The 23,723-nt window shown below is 65.1% G+C and carries 25 protein-coding genes and 2 pseudogenes; 17 read left to right on the forward strand and 10 right to left on the reverse strand.

Annotated elements, in window-relative coordinates:
* Positions 1-99: 99 nt before the first annotated feature.
* A complete protein-coding gene (dnaA, locus tag EUB48_RS00005) occupies positions 100-1,512 on the reverse strand; it encodes a chromosomal replication initiator protein DnaA (RefSeq protein ID WP_142816953.1) in 1,413 nt (470 codons plus the stop codon).
* A 254-nt stretch (positions 1,513-1,766) separates the two neighbouring features.
* Here dnaA and rpmH point away from each other — a divergent pair, with 254 nt between their 5' ends.
* From rpmH to EUB48_RS00040, 6 genes and pseudogenes are all read left to right on the forward strand, one after another.
* Positions 1,767-1,901, forward strand: coding sequence for a 50S ribosomal protein L34 (rpmH, locus tag EUB48_RS00010; protein WP_027101598.1), 135 nt, complete (start codon positions 1,767-1,769; stop codon positions 1,899-1,901).
* 64 nt (positions 1,902-1,965) lie between these two features.
* Positions 1,966-2,408: pseudogene (locus EUB48_RS00015) on the forward strand (ribonuclease P protein component).
* Positions 2,405-2,710, forward strand: a complete 306-nt coding sequence (yidD, locus tag EUB48_RS00020; protein ID WP_142816954.1) for a membrane protein insertion efficiency factor YidD — start codon at positions 2,405-2,407, stop codon at positions 2,708-2,710. The pseudogene EUB48_RS00015 and the gene yidD overlap by 4 nt, the downstream one beginning before the upstream one ends.
* Positions 2,707-4,428 (forward strand): membrane protein insertase YidC, encoded by a 1,722-nt coding sequence (yidC, locus tag EUB48_RS00025; protein WP_142816955.1) that lies wholly within the window; start codon positions 2,707-2,709, stop codon positions 4,426-4,428. The genes yidD and yidC overlap by 4 nt, the downstream gene beginning before the upstream one ends.
* Positions 4,429-4,531: 103 nt before the next feature.
* On the forward strand, positions 4,532-5,992 hold the full coding sequence (gene mnmE / locus EUB48_RS00035) for a tRNA uridine-5-carboxymethylaminomethyl(34) synthesis GTPase MnmE (protein WP_142816956.1): 1,461 nt from the start codon (positions 4,532-4,534) through the stop codon (positions 5,990-5,992).
* Between the two features lie 90 nt (positions 5,993-6,082).
* Complete coding sequence (locus tag EUB48_RS00040; RefSeq protein WP_142816957.1) at positions 6,083-6,574, forward strand: Crp/Fnr family transcriptional regulator; 492 nt, start codon at positions 6,083-6,085, stop codon at positions 6,572-6,574.
* 12 nt (positions 6,575-6,586) lie between these two features.
* On the opposite strand, the gene EUB48_RS00045 is transcribed toward EUB48_RS00040, so the two are convergent.
* Together EUB48_RS00045 and EUB48_RS00050 are read right to left on the reverse strand one after the other, a co-directional pair.
* Positions 6,587-7,135: an adenine phosphoribosyltransferase gene (locus tag EUB48_RS00045; RefSeq protein ID WP_142816958.1), complete on the reverse strand. Its 549-nt coding sequence runs from the start codon at positions 7,133-7,135 to the stop codon at positions 6,587-6,589.
* 5 nt (positions 7,136-7,140) lie between these two features.
* Positions 7,141-9,126: a monovalent cation:proton antiporter family protein gene (locus tag EUB48_RS00050; RefSeq protein WP_142816959.1), complete on the reverse strand. Its 1,986-nt coding sequence runs from the start codon at positions 9,124-9,126 to the stop codon at positions 7,141-7,143.
* Between the two features lie 44 nt (positions 9,127-9,170).
* On the opposite strand from EUB48_RS00050, the gene EUB48_RS00055 reads away from it, so the two are divergent.
* Genes EUB48_RS00055 through EUB48_RS00070 form a run of 4 tightly spaced genes read left to right on the forward strand, consistent with a single transcriptional unit; the run spans position 9,171 to position 12,219 of the window.
* The gene (locus EUB48_RS00055) at positions 9,171-10,148 is read left to right on the forward strand and encodes a KpsF/GutQ family sugar-phosphate isomerase (protein ID WP_142816960.1); all 978 of its coding nucleotides are present in this window, start codon (positions 9,171-9,173) and stop codon (positions 10,146-10,148) included.
* Positions 10,145-10,801, forward strand: coding sequence for a KdsC family phosphatase (locus tag EUB48_RS00060; protein ID WP_142816961.1), 657 nt, complete (start codon positions 10,145-10,147; stop codon positions 10,799-10,801). The genes EUB48_RS00055 and EUB48_RS00060 overlap by 4 nt, the downstream gene beginning before the upstream one ends.
* Positions 10,798-11,439 (forward strand): LPS export ABC transporter periplasmic protein LptC, encoded by a 642-nt coding sequence (gene lptC, locus EUB48_RS00065; RefSeq protein ID WP_274595960.1) that lies wholly within the window; start codon positions 10,798-10,800, stop codon positions 11,437-11,439. Before EUB48_RS00060 ends, lptC begins: the two co-directional genes overlap by 4 nt.
* Before the next feature lie 3 nt (positions 11,440-11,442).
* Positions 11,443-12,219 (forward strand): SDR family oxidoreductase, encoded by a 777-nt coding sequence (locus EUB48_RS00070; protein WP_142816962.1) that lies wholly within the window; start codon positions 11,443-11,445, stop codon positions 12,217-12,219.
* A gap of 93 nt (positions 12,220-12,312) precedes the next feature.
* Here the strand turns inward: EUB48_RS00070 and EUB48_RS00075 are convergent, their stop codons facing one another.
* The 4 genes from EUB48_RS00075 to EUB48_RS00090 form a co-directional block, all read right to left on the reverse strand.
* The gene (locus EUB48_RS00075) at positions 12,313-12,786 is read right to left on the reverse strand and encodes an RNA recognition motif domain-containing protein (RefSeq protein ID WP_142816963.1); all 474 of its coding nucleotides are present in this window, start codon (positions 12,784-12,786) and stop codon (positions 12,313-12,315) included.
* A 271-nt stretch (positions 12,787-13,057) separates the two neighbouring features.
* Positions 13,058-13,468: an RNA recognition motif domain-containing protein gene (locus EUB48_RS21795; protein WP_142816964.1), complete on the reverse strand. Its 411-nt coding sequence runs from the start codon at positions 13,466-13,468 to the stop codon at positions 13,058-13,060.
* A gap of 204 nt (positions 13,469-13,672) precedes the next feature.
* A complete protein-coding gene (locus EUB48_RS00085; RefSeq protein WP_142816965.1) occupies positions 13,673-13,864 on the reverse strand; it encodes a zf-HC2 domain-containing protein in 192 nt (63 codons plus the stop codon).
* Positions 13,861-14,439, reverse strand: a complete 579-nt coding sequence (locus EUB48_RS00090) for a sigma-70 family RNA polymerase sigma factor (protein ID WP_142816966.1) — start codon at positions 14,437-14,439, stop codon at positions 13,861-13,863. Before EUB48_RS00090 ends, EUB48_RS00085 begins: the two co-directional genes overlap by 4 nt.
* Before the next feature lie 181 nt (positions 14,440-14,620).
* Here EUB48_RS00090 and EUB48_RS00095 point away from each other — a divergent pair, with 181 nt between their 5' ends.
* Positions 14,621-15,538 carry a C40 family peptidase gene (locus EUB48_RS00095; protein ID WP_142816967.1) on the forward strand — a complete coding sequence of 306 codons (918 nt, stop codon included), beginning with the start codon at positions 14,621-14,623 and terminating at the stop codon, positions 15,536-15,538.
* Here the strand turns inward: EUB48_RS00095 and EUB48_RS00100 are convergent.
* Positions 15,432-16,634, reverse strand: a complete 1,203-nt coding sequence (locus tag EUB48_RS00100; RefSeq protein WP_142816968.1) for an ammonium transporter — start codon at positions 16,632-16,634, stop codon at positions 15,432-15,434. The two genes, EUB48_RS00095 and EUB48_RS00100, sit on opposite strands and share 107 nt — an antisense overlap.
* A gap of 121 nt (positions 16,635-16,755) precedes the next feature.
* Here EUB48_RS00100 and EUB48_RS21545 point away from each other — a divergent pair.
* The 3 genes and pseudogenes from EUB48_RS21545 to metW all read left to right on the forward strand — a co-directional run.
* Positions 16,756-16,908 (forward strand): annotated as a pseudogene (locus EUB48_RS21545) (TMEM165/GDT1 family protein); the annotation flags it as partial.
* Between the two features lie 186 nt (positions 16,909-17,094).
* The gene (metX, locus tag EUB48_RS00110) at positions 17,095-18,321 is read left to right on the forward strand and encodes a homoserine O-acetyltransferase MetX (RefSeq protein ID WP_210411672.1); all 1,227 of its coding nucleotides are present in this window, start codon (positions 17,095-17,097) and stop codon (positions 18,319-18,321) included.
* Complete coding sequence (gene metW / locus EUB48_RS00115; protein WP_142816971.1) at positions 18,318-18,902, forward strand: methionine biosynthesis protein MetW; 585 nt, start codon at positions 18,318-18,320, stop codon at positions 18,900-18,902. The genes metX and metW overlap by 4 nt, the downstream gene beginning before the upstream one ends.
* A 48-nt stretch (positions 18,903-18,950) precedes the next feature.
* Here metW and EUB48_RS00120 read toward each other — a convergent pair whose 3' ends face one another.
* Both EUB48_RS00120 and EUB48_RS00125 read right to left on the reverse strand, forming a co-directional pair.
* Positions 18,951-19,616 (reverse strand): outer membrane beta-barrel protein, encoded by a 666-nt coding sequence (locus tag EUB48_RS00120; RefSeq protein WP_142816972.1) that lies wholly within the window; start codon positions 19,614-19,616, stop codon positions 18,951-18,953.
* A gap of 138 nt (positions 19,617-19,754) precedes the next feature.
* The gene (locus tag EUB48_RS00125; protein ID WP_338052410.1) at positions 19,755-20,594 is read right to left on the reverse strand and encodes a DUF72 domain-containing protein; all 840 of its coding nucleotides are present in this window, start codon (positions 20,592-20,594) and stop codon (positions 19,755-19,757) included.
* Positions 20,595-20,753: 159 nt separating this feature from the next.
* Here EUB48_RS00125 and EUB48_RS00130 point away from each other — a divergent pair, with 159 nt between their 5' ends.
* From EUB48_RS00130 to EUB48_RS00140, 3 genes are read left to right on the forward strand one after another with little or no spacing between them, the layout of a single operon-like run.
* Entirely contained in the window at positions 20,754-21,341 is a 588-nt protein-coding gene (locus EUB48_RS00130) for a YceB family lipoprotein (RefSeq protein ID WP_142816973.1), read from the forward strand.
* A gap of 32 nt (positions 21,342-21,373) precedes the next feature.
* Positions 21,374-22,834 carry a M20 family metallopeptidase gene (locus EUB48_RS00135; RefSeq protein ID WP_142816974.1) on the forward strand — a complete coding sequence of 487 codons (1,461 nt, stop codon included), beginning with the start codon at positions 21,374-21,376 and terminating at the stop codon, positions 22,832-22,834.
* 11 nt (positions 22,835-22,845) lie between these two features.
* The gene (locus EUB48_RS00140; protein WP_142821029.1) at positions 22,846-23,721 is read left to right on the forward strand and encodes an alpha/beta hydrolase; all 876 of its coding nucleotides are present in this window, start codon (positions 22,846-22,848) and stop codon (positions 23,719-23,721) included.
* The last annotated feature ends 2 nt before the right edge of the window (positions 23,722-23,723 follow it).

Here is a 23,723-nt window from a genome sequence, read left to right on the forward strand (position 1 = left end):
CGAAGGGCCGCTCCCGAGCAAGTTCAACGCCCTCGGGGGGCAGCGCAGCACACGCAGTGGCAAGCGTGGGAGCCTGTGTAGTGTGTTGTGTCATCGGTTTCAACCCTTCAAGGTTTGTTCCAGCACGTGCAGTTGCTGGTTCAGCTCGGTCATTTGCTGGCGCTCGCCGCCAATCTTGCGCACCGCATGCAGCACCGTGGTGTGGTCGCGCCCGCCAAACAGCTCGCCGATCTCCGGCAGGCTCTTTTGCGTGAGTTCCTTGGCCAGGTACATGGCGATCTGGCGCGGCCGCGCAATGCTGGCCGGGCGCTTCTTGGAGTACATGTCGGCGACCTTGATCTTGTAGTAGTCGGCCACGGTTTTCTGGATGTTCTCGACCGAGATCTGCCGGTTCTGGATCGAGAGCAGGTCGCGCAGGGCATCGCGCGCCAGCTGGATCGAGATCTCTTTCTGGTTGAAGCGCGAGTACGCCAGGATCTTGCGCAGCGCGCCTTCCAGTTCGCGCACGTTGGAGCGCACGTTCTTGGCCACGAAGAAGGCGACTTCTTCGGGCATCTCGGCACCTTCGGCACGCGATTTGTTGATCAGGATCGCGACCCGCATCTCGAGCTCGGGCGGCTCGATCGCCACCGTCAGGCCGGCGTCGAAGCGCGAGACCAGCCGTTCGTGGATATCGGCCAGGCCCTTGGGGTAGGTGTCGCTGGTCATCACGATGTGCGACTTCTTGGCCAGCAAGGCCTCGAAGGCATTGAAGAACTCTTCCTGGGTGCGGTCCTTGTTGGCGAAGAACTGCACATCGTCGATCAGTAATAAATCGAGCGAGTGATAGCGCTCCTTGAATTCGTCAAAAGTCTTGCGTTGATAGGCCTTAACCACATCCGAGACGAACTGCTCGGCGTGGATGTAGAGAACTTTGGCGTCGGGCCGCTCGGCCAGCAGTTTGTTGCCCACCGCATGCATCAGGTGGGTCTTGCCCAAACCGACGCCGCCATAGATGAACAGGGGGTTGTACAGCTGGCCCGGCGTGGTCGCCACGTGCATCGCGGCGGCGCGGGCCATGCGGTTGGCCGTGCCCTCCACCAGGGTGTCGAAGGTCAGCGCGGAATTGAGGCGGTTCTTGAACAGGCCCGGCGCGGCGTCATCGCCCAGCCCGGCGGGCTCGGGCGTACTGCCCAACTCGGGGGTGGTAGCCGAAATGTACCTTTTACTCGATATCTCCCGAGGAGCAAGTGCTAACTCAACCTGGATGGACTGGCCGTAAAGTTTTTCCAGTAAACCTGAAATACGGCCGGAGTATTGGGCCCGGACCCAGTCGAGTTTGAAGCGGTTGGCAACGAAGATGGTGACCTTGGAGAGGTCGTCGGCAACCTGCGCCACCAGCGGCTTGATCCAGGTATTGAACTGTTGTTCCGGCAGCTCCTGAGCCAGTTGGTCGATGCAGGCCAGCCACAGGCTGGGGCCGGCGTTCGGGCTGGCATGCCCGGCCAGACTGGAGTTTTGTCCCTCGGTCATTATTCTTGTTGGCTTCTGTGGATATGATTTGGTTTTCGCAACCCGCCATTGTAATTTATCAAACCCTTATCCACAACGCGCGAGATGCACCGCGCAGTTGCAGTATCAGGACGTGAAGAAGCTGTAAAGCATTGCCGGGACTCATAAAATTTGCGATAATTATCGGTTTCCCTGATTGTGTTCAGGGCTAATAACCGAAGCAAGGCTTGCTGCGTGCACCGCGCAGGCTCTATTGAACCCAACAGGAATTTGACATGAAACGCACTTACCAGCCCTCCAAAGTCCGCCGCGCGCGCACCCACGGTTTCCTCGTTCGCATGAAGACCCGCGGTGGCCGTGCCGTGATCAATGCACGCCGCGCCAAGGGCCGCAAGCGTCTGGCGGTTTAAGCCGGCGCGAATCACACGCCTGCCCGAATTTGCGCCACGTTTGCAACAAGGCCCTGGCGGCGAAGTGCAGCGGCTGAAAACGCGGGCGCAGTTCCAGGCCGTGATGGCAGGCGGCACCGTTTCCCGCACGGCGCATTTTGTGCTGCATCGCAGCGCCCTGGAGTCCCTGATGCCCACTCCCCCCTCCTCGCACCTGTCGCACCGCCCGAAGCCTCTTCGGCAGTGGTGCCCGGGCGCGAAGTGTGGATGGGGGCGCTGGTGCCCAAGCGTTGGGCCAAACGTGCCGTGACCCGCAACGCCATCAAGCGCCAGATCTACAGCGTGAGTGCCGATTTCGAGGCGCGGCTGGTCCTGGCCGCCCATGTGGTGCGGCTGCGCGCCGGCTTTGACCGCGCGCAGTTCATCAGCGCCAGCTCCAGGCAGCTCAAGCTGGCGGTTCGCACCGAACTGCAGCAGTTGTTCGGCCAGGCGCTGGCGCCATCCGCCGCGGCACAGGTGCCGGCATGATCAAAACCTTGCTGATTTCCCTCGTCAAGGGCTACCGCTTGCTGCTCAGCCCCTGGCTGGGCTCGTCGTGCCGCTTCGAGCCCAGCTGCTCCGCCTATTCGCTGCAGGCGCTGCAGCAGCACGGCGCCGCGGCCGGCAGCTACCTCACGCTCAGGCGGCTGGTGCGCTGCCATCCCTGGTGCGACGGGGGCCACGATCCGGTACCTGACACATTGAAGACCTTGCCTCTAGCAAAACTCCGGTTGTTTACCCAACTGTCCGTGCACTCCACGCAACACTCCTCACAAAAGAAGTCTTCATGAACGACATCCGCCGCACCATCCTGTGGGTGATTTTTGGTTTTTCCATGGTCCTGCTGTGGGACCAATGGCAGGTTTACAACGGCCACAAGGCCACCTTCTTCCCGTCACCCGCAGCCGTCACGGTCAAGACGCCGGCGTCGGGGAACCCGCCTGCGGGGCATGACAGCCTGCCCACGAGCAGCGGCGCCGCAAATTCTGTAGCGCCTGTCACACAGGTACCGGGGGCTGTCGCCGCATTGCCGGCTACCACCACGGCCGCTGCGCCGCGCCAGCAGATCGTTGTGACCACCGATGTGCTCAAGCTGACCTTCGACACCGAAGGCGGCTCGGTAATTCGTGCCGAACTGCTCAAGGATGCCGGCGACGAAGACAAGAGCAAGCCTTTTGTGCTGCTGCAGGACGATCCGCAGCACTTGTACGTGGCCCAGACCGGACTGATCGCGGGTGCCGGCGGTGGCAGCTTCCCGACCCACAAGACCCTGATGACGGCCGTGCCCGGCGCGCGCACGCTGCAGGACGGCGCCAGTGACGTGGTGGTCCAGTTCGAGTCGCCCGACGTGGGCGGCGTCAAGCTGGTCAAGACCTATACCCTGCACCGCGGCTCCTACGTCATGTCGGTCAAGTTCGATGTGGTCAATACCGGCACGGCCGCCGTCTCGCCGCAGCTGTACCTGCAGCTGGTACGCGACGGCAACCTGCCCGAAAAGTCATCGAAGTTCTATTCCACTTTCACCGGGCCGGCCGTCTACACCGAGGCCAAGAAGTACCAGAAGATCGACTTCAAGAAAATCGACGAAAACAAGGTCGACATCGAGAAGGAATCGGACAACGGCTATGTGGCGATGGTGCAGCACTACTTTGCCAGCGTCTGGCTGCTCGGCGACGGCATCCAGCGCGACCTGTTCGCGCGCAAGGTCGATACCAATCTGTACGCGGTCGGCATGATCACGCCGCTGGGCAGTATCGCGCCGGGCGCCAGCCGCTCGGTGCAGGCGCGGCTGTTCACCGGCCCCCAGGAAGAAAAGAAACTCGAGTCGATCGCTCCCGGGATGGAGCTGGTGAAGGACTACGGCTGGGTCACGATCCTGGCCAAGCCCCTGTACTGGCTGCTCTACAACATCCACCGCTTTCTGGACAACTGGGGCTGGTCGATCGTGGCGCTGGTGGTGCTGCTCAAGGCCGCGTTTTACTGGCTGAACGCCAAGGCCTACGCGAGCATGGCCAAGATGAAGGCCATCAACCCCAAGATCATGGCCATGCGCGAGCGGCTGAAAGACAAGCCGCAGGAAATGCAGCAGGAGATGATGAAGATCTACCGCGAGGAGAAGGTCAACCCCATGGGCGGGTGCTTTCCCATCATGATCCAGATCCCGGTGTTCATCGCGCTGTACTGGGTGCTGCTGTCCAGCGTCGAGATGCGCGGCGCGCCCTGGATCCTGTGGATTCACGACCTGTCCTCGCCCGACCCGTTTTACATCCTGCCGCTCGTGATGGCGGCTACTTCCCTGCTGCAGACGGCGCTGAACCCCGCGCCGCCCGATCCGATGCAGGCCAAGCTGATGTGGATCATGCCGCTGGCGTTCTCCGTGATGTTCTTCTTCTTCCCGGCCGGGCTGGTGGTGTACTACATCACCAACAATGCCCTGTCCATCGTGCAGCAGTGGATCATCAACACCCGCATGGGCGTGCCGCCGCAGTTCCACCTGCCGAAGTTCTGAAATCACATGGCCCCCACGCTTGTCGCTGCGCGTACTGCGCTGCCCCCCGAGGGGGCTGGCCTTGCTTGGGGCGGCCCGGCGCGGCGGCCGACGGCCCGGGCGCATGCCGTGCCGGAGTGGCCCGGCGACACCTGAGTTGGCCGTGTCGCTGCCGCGCCACTCGGACCCCATTGCCGCCATCGCGACGGCGCCCGGGCGCGGCGGCGTGGGGATCGTGCGGCTCAGCGGGAGGTCGCTGGCACCTGTGATCGAAGCGCTGTGCGGCCGCTCTTTGCGCGCGCGTGAGGCCACGTATCTGGCTTTTCGCGACCAGGACGGCTCGGCCATCGACCACGGCCTGGCGATCCACTTTCCGGCGCCGCACTCCTACACTGGTGAGGACGTGCTGGAGCTGCAGGCGCACGGCGGACCGGTAGTGTTGCAGCTGCTGCTGGCACGCGTGCTGGCGGCCGGCGCCGAGCCGGATCCGGCCACCGGCCAGCCGCGGCTCGCCAACCTGCGCGTGGCGCAGCCGGGCGAGTTTACCGAGCGCGCCTTTCTGAACGACAGGATTGACCTGGCGCAGGCCGAAGCCATCGCCGACCTGATCGATGCCTCGACCGCCGCGGCGGCGCGCAGCGCCAGCCGCTCGCTCGCTGGCGAATTCTCCAGCGAGATCCATGCGCTGCGCGACGCGCTGATTCACCTGCGCATGCTGGTCGAGGCGACACTGGATTTTCCCGAGGAGGACATCGACTTCCTGCGCCAGGCCGACGCGCACGGGCAGCTCGCGAAACTGCAGCAAACGCTGGTGCGCGTGATGGCGCGCACGCGCCAGGGCGCGCTGCTGCGCGAAGGCATCAAGGTGGTGATCGCGGGACAACCGAATGCGGGGAAAAGCTCGCTGCTGAATGCGCTGGCCGGCGCCGAGCTGGCCATTGTCACGCCGGTGCCCGGCACCACGCGCGACAAGGTGGCACAGACCATCCAGATCGAGGGCGTGCCGCTGCATGTGATCGATACGGCGGGGCTGCGCGAGAGCGCGGACGAGGTCGAAAAAATCGGCATCGCGCGCGCTTGGGCCGAGATCGAGGGCGCCGATGCCGTGCTGTTCCTGCACGACCTGACGCGTGCGGATGCTACAGAATATAGAGCGGCTGACGCAGGCATAGCAGGGGCATTGGCCACAAAACTCTCGAAACATATTCCGGTGGTCGAGGTCTGGAACAAGCTCGACGCCGTGCCGGCCAATGCGCGTGACGCTGCGCCGCGCACCGGCGTGCGGCTGTCCGCCAAAACCGGCGCCGGGCTCGATACGCTGCGCCGCACCCTGCTGGACATCGCGGGCTGGCAGTCGGCGCCCGAGGGGGTTTACATCGCGCGTGAGCGCCATGTGCAGGCGCTGCGCCGGGTGGACGAGCATCTGGCACAGGCGGCGGGCCATCTTGCCAGCGCGGCGCAGGCGCTGGACCTGCTCGCCGAGGAGCTGCGGCTGGCGCAAAACGCGCTGGGCGAGATCACCGGGGAATTCACTTCGGACGATCTGCTCGGCGTGATCTTTTCGCAGTTTTGCATTGGCAAGTAGAAAGCCACAAAAATCGCGCGATCTGTCGTATTATTTGTAATTCGATAGTTTTCCTGCGGGCCCAACACTCACGCTCCACTTCACCTCACCATGAGTTTCCCCCCGTCTGCCTCCGTCAAATTCAATGTGCAGGATTTAATCCGGGTTATCGCCCTGGATTCCGTCTATGACGCGTTCAACCCGACGCTGACGACGGCCCAGTGGGACGTGCTGGGCAGCTACCTGCAGCCCTTTGCGCTCGCGCAGGGCCAGGTGCTGATCGAGCAGGGTGCGCTGGACCGCACGCTGTATTTCATCGAAAGCGGCACGCTCAGCGTGCATTACGAAGATGAAGAAGGCCGCATGAGCCTGGCCCTGGTCGGCGCCGGCTCGGTGGTGGGCGAAGGCGCGTTCTTCTCGCGCCAGCCGCGCAACGCCAGCGCCGTGGGCTCCGGCCCCTGCAAGCTGTGGTGCCTGACCCCGATCCGCTTCGCCGAACTGGCCAACCGCCAGCCGGCGCTGGCGCTTGAGGTGGCGCTGGCGCTGGGGGCGGTCATCGCCAAGCGCATGTCGAGCAAGCCCCGGCGCGTTGCGGTGACCTGAGGGCGTCCCCCCTCACTGGCCGGCGAAATCCAGCAGCGTAAAGAGCGGCATGCCGCTCGCACGCAACCTGGCCGAGCCGCCGAGCTCGGGCAAATCGACAATGGCGGCGCCTTCCGTGACGTGCGCGCCGAGCTTTTCCAGCAGCTTCTTGCCCGCCATCATGGTGCCGCCGGTGGCGATCAGGTCGTCCATCAGCAGTACCCGATCCCCGCCCTTGACCGCATCGGTGTGCAGCTCCACCGTGGCGCTGCCGTATTCCAGCTCGTAGGTTTCCTCCACCGTGGTGAACGGCAGCTTGCCTTTTTTGCGGATCGGCACGAAGCCGACCCCCAGCTGGTACGCCACCACCGAGCCCAGGATGAAGCCGCGCGCGTCCAGCCCGGCCACCACGTCGACACGCATGGCGGCCTCCCGATAGCGCTGCACAAAGGCGTCGATCAGCACGCGAAACACCGCGGGGTCCTGCAACAGCGGCGTGATGTCGCGGAACTGCACGCCGGGCGCCGGCCAGTCCGGCACGGTGCGGATGTGGGCGCGCAGAAAATCGGTGGTGGAGCTCATCCGTCTCAGCCTTTCAGAAGTTTGTCGGTGGCCAGGGCCAGCGCCTCGGGCGTGCCCGACAGCACCAGTGTGTCGCTGTCCTGCAGCGCCAGCGTGTCATCGGTCGGTACCGGTTTGCCGTTGCTGCGGCGCAGGCTGACGATGCGCACGCCCACGGCCTGCAGCGCCAGATGGCCCAGCGCCTTGCCGATGGACTGCGCGCCCGGCGGCAGTGTCAGGGTGGACAGCCGCTCCTGCCCCAGTTCGTTCACGGTGTCGTCGTCGGCGCCGTGGAAATACCCCTTGAGCAGGTTGTAGCGCGCATCGCGCTGGTCCTGCACCGTGCGCAGCACGCGGCGCATCGGCACGCCGACCAGTGCCAGCGCATGGCTGGCCAGCATGAGAGAGCCTTCAATCGATTCCGGCACCACTTCGGTGGCGCCGGCCTGGCGCAGTTGGTCCAGCGCCTGGTCGTCCTGGGTGCGCACGATGACGGGCACGTGCGGCGCGTGGGCGCGCGCGTTGGCCAGTACTTTCAAGGCCGCCGGCACATCGAGGTAGGTGACCACTACAGCGCTGGCGCGCACCAATCCGGCGGCGATCAGCGCCTGCAGGCGGCCGGCATCGCCAAACACCACCGAGTCGCCGGCGGCGGCGGCCTGCCGCACCCGGTCCGGATCCAGGTCCAGCGCCATGTAGGGAATGTTCTCGCGCTCGAGCATGCGCGCCAGGTTCTGGCCGCTGCGTCCGTAGCCGCAAATGATCACGTGCCGGTTGGCATTGATCGACTGGCGCGCAATCGTGGTCATCTGCAGCGACTGCTGCAGCCATTCGCCGCTGACCAGCTTCATCACGATACGGTTGCTGTACATGATGATCAACGGCGTGGCCAGCATTGACAGCACCATGCTGGCCAGAATCGGGTCCAGCAGCGCCGGCGGCACCAGGGCGTTTTCCCGGGCCAGCGTGAGCAGCACAAAACCAAACTCGCCGGCCTGCGCCAGGTACAGGCCGGTACGCAGGGCCGTGCCGGCCGTCGCACCCAGGGCCCTGGCCAGAGCCGTGATCATGACCAGCTTGAACAGCACCGGCAGCGTCAGCAGCACGAGCACCAGCGGCCATTGTGCGACGACCGGGCGCCAGTCGAGCAGCATGCCGATGGTGATGAAGAACAGGCCCAGCAGCACGTCGTGGAACGGGCGGATATCGGTCTCGACCTGGTGTTTGTACTGCGTCTCGGAAATCAGCATGCCCGCGATAAAGGCGCCCAGTGCCAGGCTCAGCCCCGCCAGCTCGGTCAGCCAGGCCAGCCCCAGCGTGACCAGCAGCAGGTTCAGCACAAACAGCTCCTGGCTTTTGCGCCGCGCCACCAGGGTCAGCCACCAGCGCATCAGGCGCTGCCCGCCGGTCAGCACGATTGCTATTAAAACAATAGCTTTCAGTGAAGCAACGGCAAGGGCCAGCAGCAGTTTTTCCGGAGTGGAGCCGAGGGCGGGAATGAGCACCAGCAGCGGCACCACGGCCAGGTCCTGGAACAGCAGCACGCCCATCACGCGCTGGCCGTGTTCGGATTCCAGCTCGAGCCGCTCGGCCATCAGCTTGACCACGATGGCGGTGCTGCTCATCGCCACGGCGCCGGACAGCGCCAGCGCGCTCTGCCAGCGCATGTGCCACAGGGTGGGCGCCATCGCGGCGAACATCAGCGAGGCCATCGTCGCCAGCACGATGGTGAGCAGCACCTGGAACAAACCCAGGCCGAAGACATGGCGGCGCATGGCGCGCAGCTTGGGCAGGTTGAATTCCAGCCCGATCACGAACATCAGGAACACCACGCCGAACTCGCCCAGGTACTTGACGCCCTCCGAATCCTGCGCCAGCGCCAGCGCATGCGGGCCGATGATCACGCCCACGGCCAGATAGCCGAGCATGGGCGGCAGCTTCAGGGAGCGGCAAGCCACCACCCCCAGCACCGCGGCCAGCAGGTATAACAGCGTGAGTTGCAGCGCGGACATGTCCCGATACTAGCAAGCACGATGCCCGCGGATAATGGAAGGCTATGACATTTGATACCGAACAGGTGATCCGGCTGGCCCGCGAAACCTTCGACATCGAGGCCGCCGCCGTGCTCGGCCTCAAGACTCGGGTGAACGGCTCGTTCGCGCGCGCCGTGCACAGGATGCTGGAGGTGCGCGGCCGCGTGGTCGTCATGGGCATGGGCAAGAGCGGCCATGTCGGGCGCAAGATCGCCGCCACGCTGGCCTCCACCGGCACCGCGGCGATGTTCGTGCACCCGGCCGAAGCCAGGCATGGCGACCTCGGCATGATCAAGGCCATCGACCTGGTGCTGGCGATCTCCTACAGCGGCGAGAGTGAAGAGCTGATCTCGATCCTGCCGGTGCTCAAGCGGCTCGGCGTGCCATTGGTGGCCATTACCGGCGGCCTGCAGTCAACGCTGGCGCAGCACGCCGATGAGACGCTCGATTGTGGTGTCGAAAAAGAAGCCTGCCCTCTGAATCTGGCACCCACGGCCAGCACCACGGCGCAGCTGGCGCTCGGCGATGCGCTCGCGGTGGCGCTGCTCGACGCGCGCGGCTTTCGGGCCGAAGACTTTGCGCGTTCGCACCCCGGCGGCGCGCTCGGGCGCAAGCTGCTGACCCATGTGAGCGACGTGATGCGCACGGGCGACGCCGTGCCGCGCGTGGGCCTGCACACAACTTTTAGCGACCTGATGCGCGAAATGAGCGCCAAGGGGCTGGGCGCTTCGGCCGTGGTGGACGGCGAGGATCGCGTGCTGGGCATCTTCACCGACGGCGACTTGCGCCGCCTGATCGAAAAGGGTGTCGATTTGCGCACCGCCGCCGCGCGCGATGTCATGCATCCCGCGCCGCGCACCATCCGCGGCGATGCGCTCGCGGTCGACGCGGTCGAACTGATGGAGCAGCACCGCATCACCAGCGTGCTGGTGGTGGATGCGCAGGACCGGCTGTGCGGCGCGCTCAATAGCAACGACCTGATGCGCGCGAAAGTGATATGACCCCCACGCTTGCCACTGCGTGTGCTGCACTGCCCCCCGACGGGGCCCTCGCGCCTTCGGGCGGCCGGGCGGCGCTCACGCCGGCTTTGACGCATGCAGCACGGGAGCCCGCGCTGTCCTTCGCACCCGGGCTGCTGCTGCTGGCGCAGGGCATCCGCGTCGCCTTTTTCGACGTGGATGGCGTACTGACCGACGGTGGGCTGTATTTCTCCGATCGGGGCGAGACCCTCAAGCGCTTCCACACACTGGACGGGCACGGCCTCAAGCTGCTGCAAAAGGCCGGTATCACGCCCGTGGTGATCACCGGCCGCGATTCGAAGCCGCTGCGTGCGCGGCTGCAGGCGCTGGGCATCACCGAGGTGTATTACGGCACCGAAGACAAGCGCCCGGCCGCCGAGGCGACGCTGCGCGCGCTCGGGCTGGACTGGCAGCAGGCCGCCGCCATCGGCGACGACTGGCCGGACCTCGCGGTGATGCGCTGCTGCGCCTTCGCCTGCGCCCCGGCGAACGCCCATATCGAGGTGCGGGCCGCCGCGCAGCATGTGACGCAGGCCCGCGGCGGCGAGGGCGCGGCGCGCGAATTTTGTGACCTGCTGCTGGTCGCCAGCGGCCGGTATGCGGCGCTGCTGGCAGGGCAGGAGCCACGCGCGTGAACAGGCCGCTCGCCATTGCGCGCGATCTGTGGGAGCGCGTGGCCATCTACCTGCCCATCATCTTGATGACGGTGCTGGCGCTGGGCACCTACTGGCTGGTGCGCAATACGCCCATTTTCGGCGCGCCCGAGCCTGCGGCGCCGGTGCGCCACGAGCCCGACTATTTCATGCGCAAATTTGCGGTCAAGACTTTCGACGGCGCGGGCCACCTCAAGAGCGAGGTGTTCGGCACCGAGGGGCGCCACTATCCCGACACCGACACGCTGGAGATCAGCAATGCACGCATCCGCTCGATCAGTCCGCAGGGGCGCATCACCGTGGCCACCGGCAATCGCGCGCTGAGCAACAGCGACGCCTCGCAGGTGCAGCTGTTTGGCAACGCCGTCGTGGTGCGCGAGCCCGCCACCGATGCTCGTGGCCACGTCCTGCCGCGCCTGGAATTCCGCGGCGAATTCCTGAACGCCTACACCAACAGCGAGCGCGTCTCCTCCAACAAACCCGTCACCCTGACGCGGGGCAATGACCAGTTCACGGCCGACTCGATGGACTACGACAACTACGAAGGCGTGCTCGACCTCAAGGGGCGTGTCAAGGGGCTGCTGGTGCCGAGTCCGGCCAGGCCCCCGGTCGCGAAATAAGGCATGACCGGACTCGTCTTCATCACCGGCGCCTCCAGCGGCATTGGTCAGGCACTGGCGGGGCGCTTTGCCCGGGCGGGCTATCGGCTGGCCCTGGTGGCGCGCCGTACCTCAGAGATTGAATCATGGATTGGCCGGCAAGGGATCAGCGCAGGCAGCTATCAAATCTATAGTGCCGACGTGGCGCTGCCGGACAGCATCATGAGCGCAGGTCGCGCCTGCATTGCGGCCCAGGGGGTGCCCGATGTGGTGATCGCCAATGCCGGTATCAGCATCGGCATCGACACGGCCGTACGCGCCGACATCGACGTGATGGCGCGCACCTTTGCCACCAACAACATCGGCATGGCCGCCACGTTCCAGCCCTTCATCGACGCCATGGTGCAGCGCGGCAGCGGCGCCCTGGTCGGCATCGGCAGCGTGGCCGGTATCCGCGGCCTGCCGGGACACGGCGCGTACTGCGCCAGCAAGGCGGCCGTCATCACCTACTGCGAGAGCCTGCGCGGCGAACTGCGCGCCAGCGGCGTCAAGGTGGTCACGCTTTGTCCGGGGTACATCGACACACCGCTGACGCAGAAAAATCGCTATGCCATGCCGTTCCTGATGCAGCCGCAGGACTTTGCCGAGCAGGCGTTCAGGGCCATCGAGGCCGGTGTCCGTTACCGGGTGATTCCATGGCAGATGGGCGTGGTGGCCAAACTGCTGCGTCTGCTGCCGAACGCGCTGTTCGACAGGGCGCTGGCCGGGCGGCCTCGAAAGCGGCGCGAAAGCGAACCTTGATGCTCCGGCTTCGATAGCATACAAATACCGCCTCTTGAGGGCTGGAAAGCAAAAAGGCTCCTGTTGGAGCCTTTTTCAGGATACCCGGGGGATTCAGTAACCGCTGCTGCCCCCGCCGTAACCGCCGCCGCCACTACGGCCACCGCCACGCGGGCCGGCGCCATAAGGGCTGCGGAAACCGCCATCGCCCCCGCCCCCACCGCTGCGGCCGCCGCCAGCGCCGCCGCCATAACCCCCGCCCCCGCTGCGGCCGCCGCCGCCATAACCCCCGCCGCCGCCACCCCCATAGCCGCCCCCGCCACTGCGTGGTGGGCGTGGCTCCATCGGCCGCGCTTCATTGACCACGCAGTTGCGCCCGCCCAGCGGCTGGCCGTTCATGCCGGCGATCGCGGCCTGTGCCTCGGCATCGCTGCCCATTTCCACAAAGCCGAAGCCCTTGGAGCGGCCGGTGTCGCGGTCCATCATGACTTTGGCGCTGGTGACGGCGCCAAATCGGCCGAAAGTCTGTTGCAGATCGCTGTCGCTCACCGAGTAAGGCAGGTTGCCGACATACAGTTTATTGCCCATAAAGGGACTCCTCAAAAACACATTGATAAAGCGATGGAGTCCCGAACACGCAGCCAACGACCTTGACCTTCAAAGGTGCGAACCCGACTGATCACCGCAAACCTGTGTGGTTATTCCGATTCCACACGCGCGCATTATGAGCGCGATATGGCGAAAGCCGTCAAGGGTTTGTTGGGTGCGCAAAGGCCCGTGGCGCGGGCCATGAAAAAGGGCCGCAAGGGCCCTTTTTTGTGTCTCTGGCGGGCCAAAAGCCCGCTGGATACTGGGTAGCTTAGTAGCTGCTGCGGCCACCGCCGTAACCGCCGCCACCGCCGCCGCTGCGGCCACCGCCACCGCCACCGCCGTAACCACCGCCACCGCCGCTGCCGCCACCACCGTAGCCGCCACCACCACTGCCGCCGAAGCCGCCGCCACCGCTACGCGGGGGACGCGGCTCCATCGGGCGGGCTTCGTTGACCACGAGGTCACGGCCGCCGAAAGACTGGCCGTTCATGCCCTTGATGGCAGCTTGCGCTTCTGCGTCGCTGCCCATTTCGACGAAGCCGAAACCCTTGGAGCGGCCGGTGTCGCGTTCCATCATGACTTTGGCGCTGGACACGGAACCGAACTGGCTGAACGCCTGTTGCATGTCTTCGTCGCGGAAGGAATAGGGCAGATTGCCCACGTAAAGTTTGTTGCCCATAAAGGACTCCTGAAAAAAACTAAAAAGCGATGGAGTCCGATAAACGCAATCAACAAACCAATAACGACTTCAAAGACGCGAAACTGACCAATCACCGCAAACCTGTGCCCCTGATGAACAAAAACACCCAAGCATTATGCGGTATTTCGGGGCGGCGCACAAAAAACTTTGTTGCGTAGTAAAGGGCCGGTGGTTTTCAGCTGCTCACTTTTCAGAATAATTGCGCCACTGGCGCAGGGCGTTGCGCAGGGTCAGCACCTGCCGCTCGAAGATCGGACACGCGGTGCAGGCAGCCAGATGCAATCTCAAGGCAATACGCTCCATAACCGGCAGGGCGCGGTCCTCCCGCGCTATTAAAAGTGCAGCAATTTGCTTGCAGGTGCGTCGCAGGATCATGATGAAAGGGTCGTCGGGGCGTGGCCAAACCAGTTGAGTTCAAGGCATTCGCGCAGGCGCAGGCGCGCGCGGTGCAATTGCACGTAAAGGTTGGTCGGGGTCAGCTTCAATTCCTTACAAATCTCTTCACACGGCAATTCGAGCCATTCGCGCATCAGGAACACCCGGCCCATGGCGGCGGGCAGTTTCTCGGTGCACGCCTCCAGCACCTGGAAGAACTGGCGCGAACTCAGGTCCTGCTCGGGGTTGCCCCAGTCGGCCGGCAGGGACGCAAAGTGATCCCCGTTTTTGAACACGAGCGCGTCCAGCTCCTCGCTGCCGTCGGCTGTGTCGTCTTCGCCGCCATAACTGACCTCGCGCGCGCGCTGGCGCAGCGTGTCCACTACCTTGTGTTTGAGGATACCGACGAGCCAGGTTTTGAGCTGCGACTTGTTGTCAAAGGACTGCGGTTTGGACAGTGCGGCCAGCAGCGTCTCCGACACGACGTCTTCGGCCCAGGCATCGTTGCGCAGCTGCAGGCGCGCAAACCGCAGCAGGTAACTGCGGTGTTCGGCGAGCTGGCTTTCGATGGACATGAACGGCCACAAGCAAAAAAAAACATCATCGCACAGGCCCGCCCCCGGGCAGCGCCCGGCCTGCGGTGCGGGCCCGTGTGTCGTGGGGGAGGGAACCAATCGTGTTCGCGTTACATCTATGAACCGAGGCCCGCAGCATGACGATTCCCCAGCAACCCTACGCCCAGTGCAGGAGCGGATCATGAACAGCGTGGCGCGCTGGATCGGCCGGCGGCTCGGCCACTACCTGACGCGCAGGAGCACGGGCCGCAGCGTCGGCGCCGCGTGGCCCGTCGATCCCGACAAGCTGGCGGCCTGCCTGCGCCCCGGCGACGTGCTGCTGGTAGAGGGCAACACGCGCATCAGCACGGCCATCAAGTACCTGACACAGTCAACCTGGTCGCACGCCGCGCTGTTTGTGGGCGCGCAGGCGGGCGCGTGCGGGCCGGACGGCCTGCCGCTGTGCCTGATCGAGGCCGATATGGAACTGGGCGTGCACGCCGTCGGGCTCGCGCATTTTCGCGGCCTGCATTGCCGGATCTGCCGCCCTGTGGGCATGACGCCCGGGGAGGTGCGGCGCGTATGCGACTTCGCGGTGCAGCGGGTGGGCGAGCAATACGACCTCAAGAATGTGGTGGATCTGGCGCGCTACCTGCTTCCGACGCCACCGGTCCCGACCCGCTGGCGCCGGCGCATGCTGGCGCTGGGCAGCGGCGACCCTACACGTGCCATCTGCTCGACCCTGATTGCCCAGTGTTTCGAGTCGGTGCGCTATCCGATCCTGCCGCAGATCAAGATCGTGCACCTGCAGGACCCGGACCATGCCGATCACGTGCGTGAAATTCTGCATGTACGGCACCACAGCCTGTACGTGCCGCGCGACTTCGACGTGTCGCCCTACTTTCAGATCATCAAGCCCACGCTGGCGGCCGGCTTCGACTACCACGCCCTGTCGTGGGAAGCGCTGGCCCCAAGCCTGGACGCATCGCTCGCCCTACCAGCGATCGCCGGCTCTACCAGCTGGCCTCACGCTCCGAGGTGGCGCCAATGCGGTGGATCGACAGGTCGGCCCCTTCAAACTCCTCTTCCTGACTCAGGCGCAGACCCATCGTGGCCTTGATCACGCTGTAGACCAGCAGACCACCCAACAGGGCCCAGGCGATACCCATGGTGGTACCGATCAGCTGCGCCGCCAGACTCACGCCGCCCCGCCCGCCGAGCGCCCTGCTGCCAAAAATGCCGGCGGCCAGTCCGCCCCAGCTGCCACACAGCCCATGCAGGGGCCAGACGCCCAACACGTCGTCGATCTTCCATTTGTTCTGGGTGAGCGTGAACAGGGTTACGAAGATCGTGCCGGCAATGGCGCCGACCACCAGCGCGCCCAGCGGATGCATCAGGTCCGAGCCGGCGCAGACCGCCACCAGCCCGGCAAGCGGGCCATTGTGGACGAAGCCGGGGTCGTTTTTGCCCACGACCAGCGCCGCCAGCGTGCCGCCGACCATGGCCATCAGCGAGTTGACGGCGACCAGTCCCGAGATCTTGTCGATGGTCTGCGCGCTCATGACATTGAAACCAAACCAGCCGACCGTCAAGATCCAGGCACCCAGCGCCAAAAACGGGATATTTGACGGCGGATGCGCACTGATTGCGCCGTCTTTGCGATAGCGGTTGCTGCGCGCGCCAAGCAGGATCACAGCCGGCAACGCGAGCCAGCCGCCCACCGCATGGACCACGACGGAGCCGGCAAAGTCATGAAATGGCTGGCCGGTGACGGATTGGATCCAGGCCTGCACGCCAAAATTCCGATGCCAGGCGACGCCTTCAAAAAATGGGTAGATAAAGCCGACGATAACGGCAGTTGCCAGCAACTGAGGGTAAAAGCGCGCACGCTCGGCAATGCCGCCCGAGATGATGGCCGGAATCGCGGCCGCGAATGTGAGCAGGAAGAAGAACCGCACCAGCTCGAAACCATTCTTTGCCGCCAGTTCCTCCGCACCCACAAAAAAGTGCGTGCCATAGGCCACGCCGTAGCCCACCAGAAAGTAGGCGACGGTCGAGACCGAGAAGTCCGTCAAAATCTTCACCAGGGCGTTGACCTGGTTCTTTTTGCGAACGGTCCCCAGCTCCAGGAACGCAAAGCCGGCATGCATGGCCAGCACCATGATGCCGCCCAGCAGAATGAACAAGGTATCCGAGCCCTGTTTTAGTGCTTCCATAAACCCTCTTTTGAATGAAATGCCCGAAATTGGTGCGTTATTGACGCGATATCGGAGAATGCACCAAAGTCAAGCAAAAATCAGACCAGTTTGCGCCATAACCGTGCAAGTAAACGATGCTGTGGTGGCCGGCACCACTGCAGGCATGCTGCTGGCCGACGCGCCCGTGGTCTGGCTTGGTGGGCGCATGACGCGGCTGGTGCCGATCCGTCTCGTGCACGGGGTGTCGGCGGCCGTCTTTGCCGCGTTGGGGTTGTTTGCCCTGCGGGGCTAGGCGGTCGGCGGGATTGATATACTTTGAAATATTCTTCACCCACGCGCCGATTTGTTCCAGATTGCGGGCGCCGGAATCAGCGAGTTCCGAAATTCTGCTAAAGACGGCTTGCGCCTCCGATCAGATGACCCGGCCCGCTTTTTCAGCCGCGCCGGGTTTTTTATGTTGATTGCCACTTCCCTGACGATGCATTTTGACGATGTACTGCCCTTGCAAAGCGGCGCATCGATTCGCGACTACGACCTGAGCTACGAGACGTACGGCCGCCTCAACGCGGACAAATCCAACGCGGTGCTGATCTGTCATGCGCTCAATGCCTCGCACCACGTCGCAGGCACCTATGCCGGGCAGGACAGGAGCGAGGGCTGGTGGGACAACATGATCGGCCCGGGCAAGCCGGTGGATACAGACAAATTCTTCGTCATCGGCGTCAACAACCTCGGCTCGTGCTTCGGCTCCACCGGCCCGATGCAGCCCGACCCGGATGCACCGGCGGGCTCCGGCAAGGTCTATGGTGCCGACTTTCCGGTGGTCACCGTCGAAGACTGGGTCGATGCTCAAGCGCGACTGCTGGAGCGGCTGGGCATCGAAGTGCTGGCCGCCGTCATGGGCGGCAGCCTGGGCGGCATGCAGGCGCTGTCCTGGACGCTGCAATACCCGCAGCGTGTGCGCCATGCCGTGGTGGTGGCCAGCGCGCCCAATCTCACCGCCGAGAACATTGCCTTCAACGAAGTGGCGCGCCGCGCCATCGTGACCGACCCGGACTTCCACGGGGGAAACTTTTACCAATATGGCGTGATTCCCAAGCGCGGCCTGCGCATCGCCCGCATGATCGGTCACATCACCTACCTGAGCGACGACGTGATGAACGAAAAATTCGGTCGCACATTGCGAGAGCCGGCTAGCAAAGCGACCGCCGCAGCGCAGGGCCGCCCCAAGCAAGGCACGGCCCCCTCGGGGGGCAGCGCGGCACACGCAGTGGCAAGCGTGGGGGCCTATCAGTACAGCACCCAGGACGTCGAGTTCCAGATTGAGAGCTACCTGCGCTACCAGGGTGACAAGTTCGCCGAGTACTTCGATGCCAACACCTACCTGCTGATCACGCGCGCGCTCGACTACTTCGACCCCGCGCGTCGCTATGGCGGCAACCTGAGCCAGGCACTGGCCGGCGCGCGCGCCGGGTTCCTGCTGGTGAGCTTCACGACCGACTGGCGCTTTTCGCCCAAACGCAGCCGCGAGATTGTCAAGGCCCTGCTCGACAACAACCGTGACGTGAGCTATGCGGAGATCGACGCGCCCCATGGGCACGACGCTTTTTTGCTCGATGATCCCCGTTATATGGGCGTTGTGCGCTCTTATTTTGATAGTAAAGTGGCGAGTCCGACGCATCGCGCCGGGGAGCAATCGTCATGAGTGACGCGGCCACCACGGCGTCGATCGCCCGTCTCGTGCCCGAAAAGGCGCGCGTGCTGGACCTCGGGTGCGGCGACGGCGCGCTGCTGGACCTGCTGCAGCGCGAACGCGGCTGCGGCGGCTATGGCATCGAGATCGACGATGCCAACGTGCAGGCCTGCGTCAAGCGCGGCGTGAACGTGATCCAGCTCAACCTGGACGAGGGCCTGGCCATGTTCGACGACGCCTCGTTCGATGTGGTGCTGCAGATCGACACGCTCCAGCACCTGCGCAACGCCGAGATCATGCTGCGCGAGACGGCGCGCGTGGGCCGCATCGGCATCGTCGCCTTCCCCAATTTTGCGCACTGGCCGAACCGCCTGAGCGTCCTGCAGGGCCGCATGCCCGTGACGCGCCGCCTGCCCTACCAGTGGTATGACACGCCGAACATCCGCGTCGGTACCTATCGCGACTTCGAGGTGCTGGCGCAGAAAAACCATCTGCAAATCCTCGACGCCTTCGGTTTGCAGGAAGGCCGTGAGGTGCGCTTTCTGCCCAATGCGCGCGCCGGCACGGCCGTGTTCAAGTTCCAGCGCGGCTAGTTTGCGTCAGGCCGCCCCGGGCAGGCGGCGCCTCTTGGGGCATGCGGCTCACTGGAAGTGGTATCGCAAGCCCAGGCTGAACTGGTTCAGTCCAGTGCGTCCGGTGCTCGCCGGGTCACCCACGTGGGTGTAGTGAATCAGCTCCGCCGTGGCATCGACGTTGCGCGTCAGCGAATAGCTGACGCCGGCGCCCAGTGCCAGCGATGTGCTGTTGTCGCTGTTGGACAGGCCGGTCGGGCCGCTCACGCTGGACGCCAGGTTCAGGCTGGTATGCCATTGCTCGACGCCGAGGCGGCCGTAGACCGACCACTGCGGGTCGATCGGCACAATGCCCAGCGCGTGCAGACCGAGCCCGTACGATTTCCAGTTACCCGTGGCCGTGTCGGCCGTCGGCGACGAGAGGGCGGACTGCACGCCCATGTTGCCTACGTTGTCGTAGGTCCCTTCCAGTGCGAAATTCGGGGTGAACTGGTAGCCCAGGCGCAGGCTGCCGTTGGTGTTCCAGGAATCGGCCGAGCTGCTGCTGTTGTAGCTCTGGCTGGCCAGCGATGAGTCTATTTTGGAGCCTAAATCACTGGCATGGTTGAAGGAAACCGAGCCGCCCAGGTACAGGCCGGTGCCCGCGTTGCCGTCCGCCGCATGGGCTGCGGGTGCGGCCAAACCGCCAGCGAGCGACACCATTGCGATGAATGGCCAGATGGTGTTCAGTTTCATAAACACTCCTTTCTCCCGGGGCGCATGCGCCGGGTACGCCCGGCGACCCCATCCTGCTATTAAAGCCCTCTTCGCTGTCGACGTGGTGAACAGTGCGTAAAGGCATCGTAAAGATCCAGGCCGGCAGTTTCCTGCCGGTCAACAGGCTACCACTTTGGGGGCCGGAAATACAGCGCCGAGCCGCTGCAGCAGCGCCTGTGCTGCCGCGGGCGCCCGCTCCTTCGCCCCGCTGATGAAGAAGGCAAACACGTCGCGCGGTTGGCCCGTCAGGCTCTGGCTGGCTGCGCCCACGTGCGGCAGGTCGGCGGGTTCCCCGCCCCGAGCCCAGGTCTGCAGCCGCCTGGCCCACAGGTCGAGCGTGGCCGGCGCGTAACCGCTTGGCCACGCCGCGCTGCTGCGCATCAATCGTACATAGACGAAATCAGCCGTCAGGTCGGCGAACGAGGGGTAATCGTCCGAGTCGGCGAACACCGTGGCCGCCCGGTAGCGGCGCGCCAGTTGCAGGTACTCAGGCGTCATGAAGCTGGCATGGCGCACATCCAGCACATGGCGCAGCGGGCGGCCATCCAGCTGTTTCGGCAACAGGGCCAGAAAGGCCTCGAAGTCTGGCGGCTCGAAGCGTTTGCCAGGCGCAAACTGCCAGACGATGGGGCCGAGCTTGGTGCCCAGCTCGCTGATGCCGCTGTGCACAAATTTGTCAATGCTCTCGCCCGCGTCGGCCAGCACCTTGCGGTTCGTCGCATGGCGCGAGGCCTTGAGGGAGAATACAAAGTCCGCGGGGGTTTCATCGCGCCACTTCGCAAACACCGCGGGCTTTTGCGTGCCGTAATAGGTGCCGTTGACTTCGATGGCCGTGAGCTGGCGGCTGGCATAGTGCAGCTCGCGGCTGTGCGCCAGCCCCTCGGGGTAGAAGTTGCTGCGCCAAGGCTCATAGGTCCAGCCACCGACGCCAACGCGCATGCGGGTTGTGGGGAACATGGCCATCTCCACCAAGAGGTCTCCAGCCCGTGATCATCCCCCGAATTGTCAGGTGCCGCCACCGTGCTGGTGCGATCGGGTGGGCGTAACCAGGCGTAGCCATGCGCCGCAGCGCGCCCCGTGAAGGCACAATGGCGTTTCTTCGTTGACGAATGCCCCATGAAGTGTCTCCTGCGCTGGCTTGCCGTTGTCGTGTTCAGTTCCTCGCTGATCGCCTGCGCGAAGCCGCTGCTCAATCTCGGCCCGTTCAGCTACACCATCCCGCAGGCCCAGCTGCAGCAGGCGATCGCCAAACGCTTTCCGTACCGCCAGAGTCTGGGCGATCTGCTGGAGCTGCAGGTGCAGACGCCGCGTCTGTCGCTGCTGCCCGAGCGCAATCGCATCGCCACGGCGCTGGACCTGGCTCTGTCGGGGCGGCTCATGGGCGACGCCTACAGCGGCACCATCGGCATGGACTACGGCCTGCGCTTCGAGCCGCGCGACAACACCATCCGCATGACCAATGTGCAAGTCACCAGCCTGAACCTGGACGGCGTGCCCGCGCCCTATCAGGGCGTGGTGCAGCGTTATGCGCCGCGCCTGGCCGAGCAGCTGTTCGACGATTTCCCGCTGCACCGGATCAGCGCCAAGGATATGGCCCGGGCCAGCGACTGGGGCTATGAACTCGGCGGGTTCAAGGTCACGCGCGAGGGCCTGCAGGTCACGCTCAACCCCAAGCCGGCGCCCGCCGCCAATTCCGTCCAATAATCATCAACCGGTATCAACCAGGAGCCAGCGCCATGAATGCCCGAATTCCAGCCTCCGCCCTCAACCCCGCCGACGCCCTCACGCAAGTCAGCGCCCAGTGGGACAACGACCTCGTCCGGCAGCTCACCGATTACATCCAGATCCCCGCCAAGTCGCCCGGCTTCGATGCCGACTGGGCGCAGCATGGCTACCTCGAGACGGTGCTGCGCAACGCCGCCGACTGGGTGCAGGCGCAAAAGGTGCAGGGCTTGAGGCTGGAGATCGTGCGGCTCGAAGGGCGCACACCGGTGCTGTTCTTTGAGGTCGCCGCGACCAAGCCCGAGTCAAAACAGACGGTGCTGATGTACGGCCACCTCGACAAACAGCCCGAATTCACCGGCTGGCGCCACGACCTCGGGCCCTGGACGCCCAAGTACGAGGACGGCAAGCTGTTCGGGCGCGGCGGCGCCGACGACGGCTACGCGGTGTATGCCAGCATCGCCGCGATCCAGGCGCTGAAAGCTCAGAACGTGCCGCATCCGCGCATCGTGGGCCTCGTCGAGACCTGCGAGGAGTCCGGCTCGTATGACCTGTTGCCGTATGTGGATGCGCTGCGCCCGCGCCTGGGCGAGGTCGATCTGGTGATCTGCCTGGACTCGGGCGCCGGCAACTACGACCAGCTCTGGCTCACCAGCAGCCTGCGCGGCCTGGCCAGCGGCACGCTCAAGGTGGAAATCCTCACCGAAGGCGTGCATTCGGGCGACGCCTCGGGCCTGGTGCCGTCGAGCTTTCGCATCATGCGCCAGGTGCTGGACCGGCTCGAAGACAGCCAGACCGGGCGCCTGCTGCCGCAAAGCTTTCATTGCGAAGTGCCGGCCGATCGGCTGGCGCAGGCGCGGGCCACGGCCGCCATCCTGGGCGATGAGGTTTACAAGCGCTTCCCGTGGGCGCACTACGACTGCGGCGGCGCCACGGCCTTCGCACTGCCGACCACCACCGAACCGGTGCAGGCGCTACTCAACCGCACCTGGTTGCCCACGCTGAGCGTGACCGGTGCCGAAGGTTTCCCGGCCTTGCAAGACGCCGGCAACGTGCTGCGCCCCTACACCGCCTTCAAGCTCTCGCTGCGGCTGCCGCCGCTGGTGGATGCGGCGCAGGCGGTGCAACAGCTCAAGACCCTGCTGGAAGACAACGCGCCTTACCAGGCCAAGGTGACGTTCGAGTCCGGCGGCGGCGCCACCGGCTGGAACGCACCGGCCACGGCGCCGTGGTTCGAGCAGGCGCTGAACGAGGCTTCGCAGGCCCACTTCGGCGCGCCCTGCGGCTACATCGGCCAGGGCGGCACGATTCCGCTGATGAGCATGCTGTCCAGGGGCTTTCCCAAGGCGCAGATGATGGTCTGTGGCGTGCTCGGCCCCAAGAGCAACGCGCACGGCCCGAATGAGTTCCTGCACGTGCCGTATGCCAAAAAGCTGACCGCGGCGGTCGCCCAGGTCATGGCCAGCCTGCCGTGAGTCCACCCGCCATGGCGGCCAAGCGCGGCACGACGAGCGCCACCCTGTCCACCTTCACCGCGGCCGATGGCGAGAACCTGGCCCTGTATGACTGGCCGCTGCGCGGCGACGCGCGCCCGCGCGGCATGGTGCTGCTGGTGCACGGCCTGGGCGAGCACATGGGCCGCTACGAGAAAGTGGCGCGGCGCCTGCGCGACTGGGGCTTTGCGGCGCGCGGCTATGACCAGTACGGCCACGGCCAGTCGGGTGGCCCGCGCGGTGGCCTGACCTCCAGCACGCGCCTGCTCGACGACCTGGCCGATGTGGTGGACAGTGCCCGGGCCCAGCTGGCGCGCCGCAAGGCGCCGGCGCTGCCGCTGATTTTGCTGGGGCATAGCCTGGGCGGGCTGGTGGCGGCGCGCTTCGTCTCGCTGCAGCTGCGGCCGGTGGATGCGCTGGTGCTGTCCTCACCCGCGCTGGATGCGGGGCTCAACGGTTTCCAGAAATTCCTGGTGGGGACCCTGCCCAAAATCGCGCCGAACCTGCGCGTCGGCAACGGGCTGAATGTGCAATACCTTTCGCACGATCCCGCCACCGTGGCGGCGTATCGGGCCGATCCGCGGGTGCACGACCGCATTGCGGCCCGGCTCGCGCTGTTCATCGCCGAGGCGGGGCGCGCCACGCTGATGGAGGCGCCGCGCTGGCGCGTGCCGACTCTATTGATGTGGGCCGGTCAGGACAGATTGGTGAATCCCGCGGGCAGCCTTGCCTTTGCCGCTGCCGCGCCGAAGCAGGTGCTGACGGCGAAATGTTTTGATGGGCTGTACCACGAAATCTTCAACGAGCAGGATCCCGAACCCGTCTATGCCGTCCTCAAGCACTGGCTGGAGCAGCGCTTCGCGGCCTGACG

It is taken from the genome of Rhodoferax sediminis (genome assembly GCF_006970865.1).
Taxonomy (GTDB): domain Bacteria; phylum Pseudomonadota; class Gammaproteobacteria; order Burkholderiales; family Burkholderiaceae_C; genus Rhodoferax_A; species Rhodoferax_A sediminis.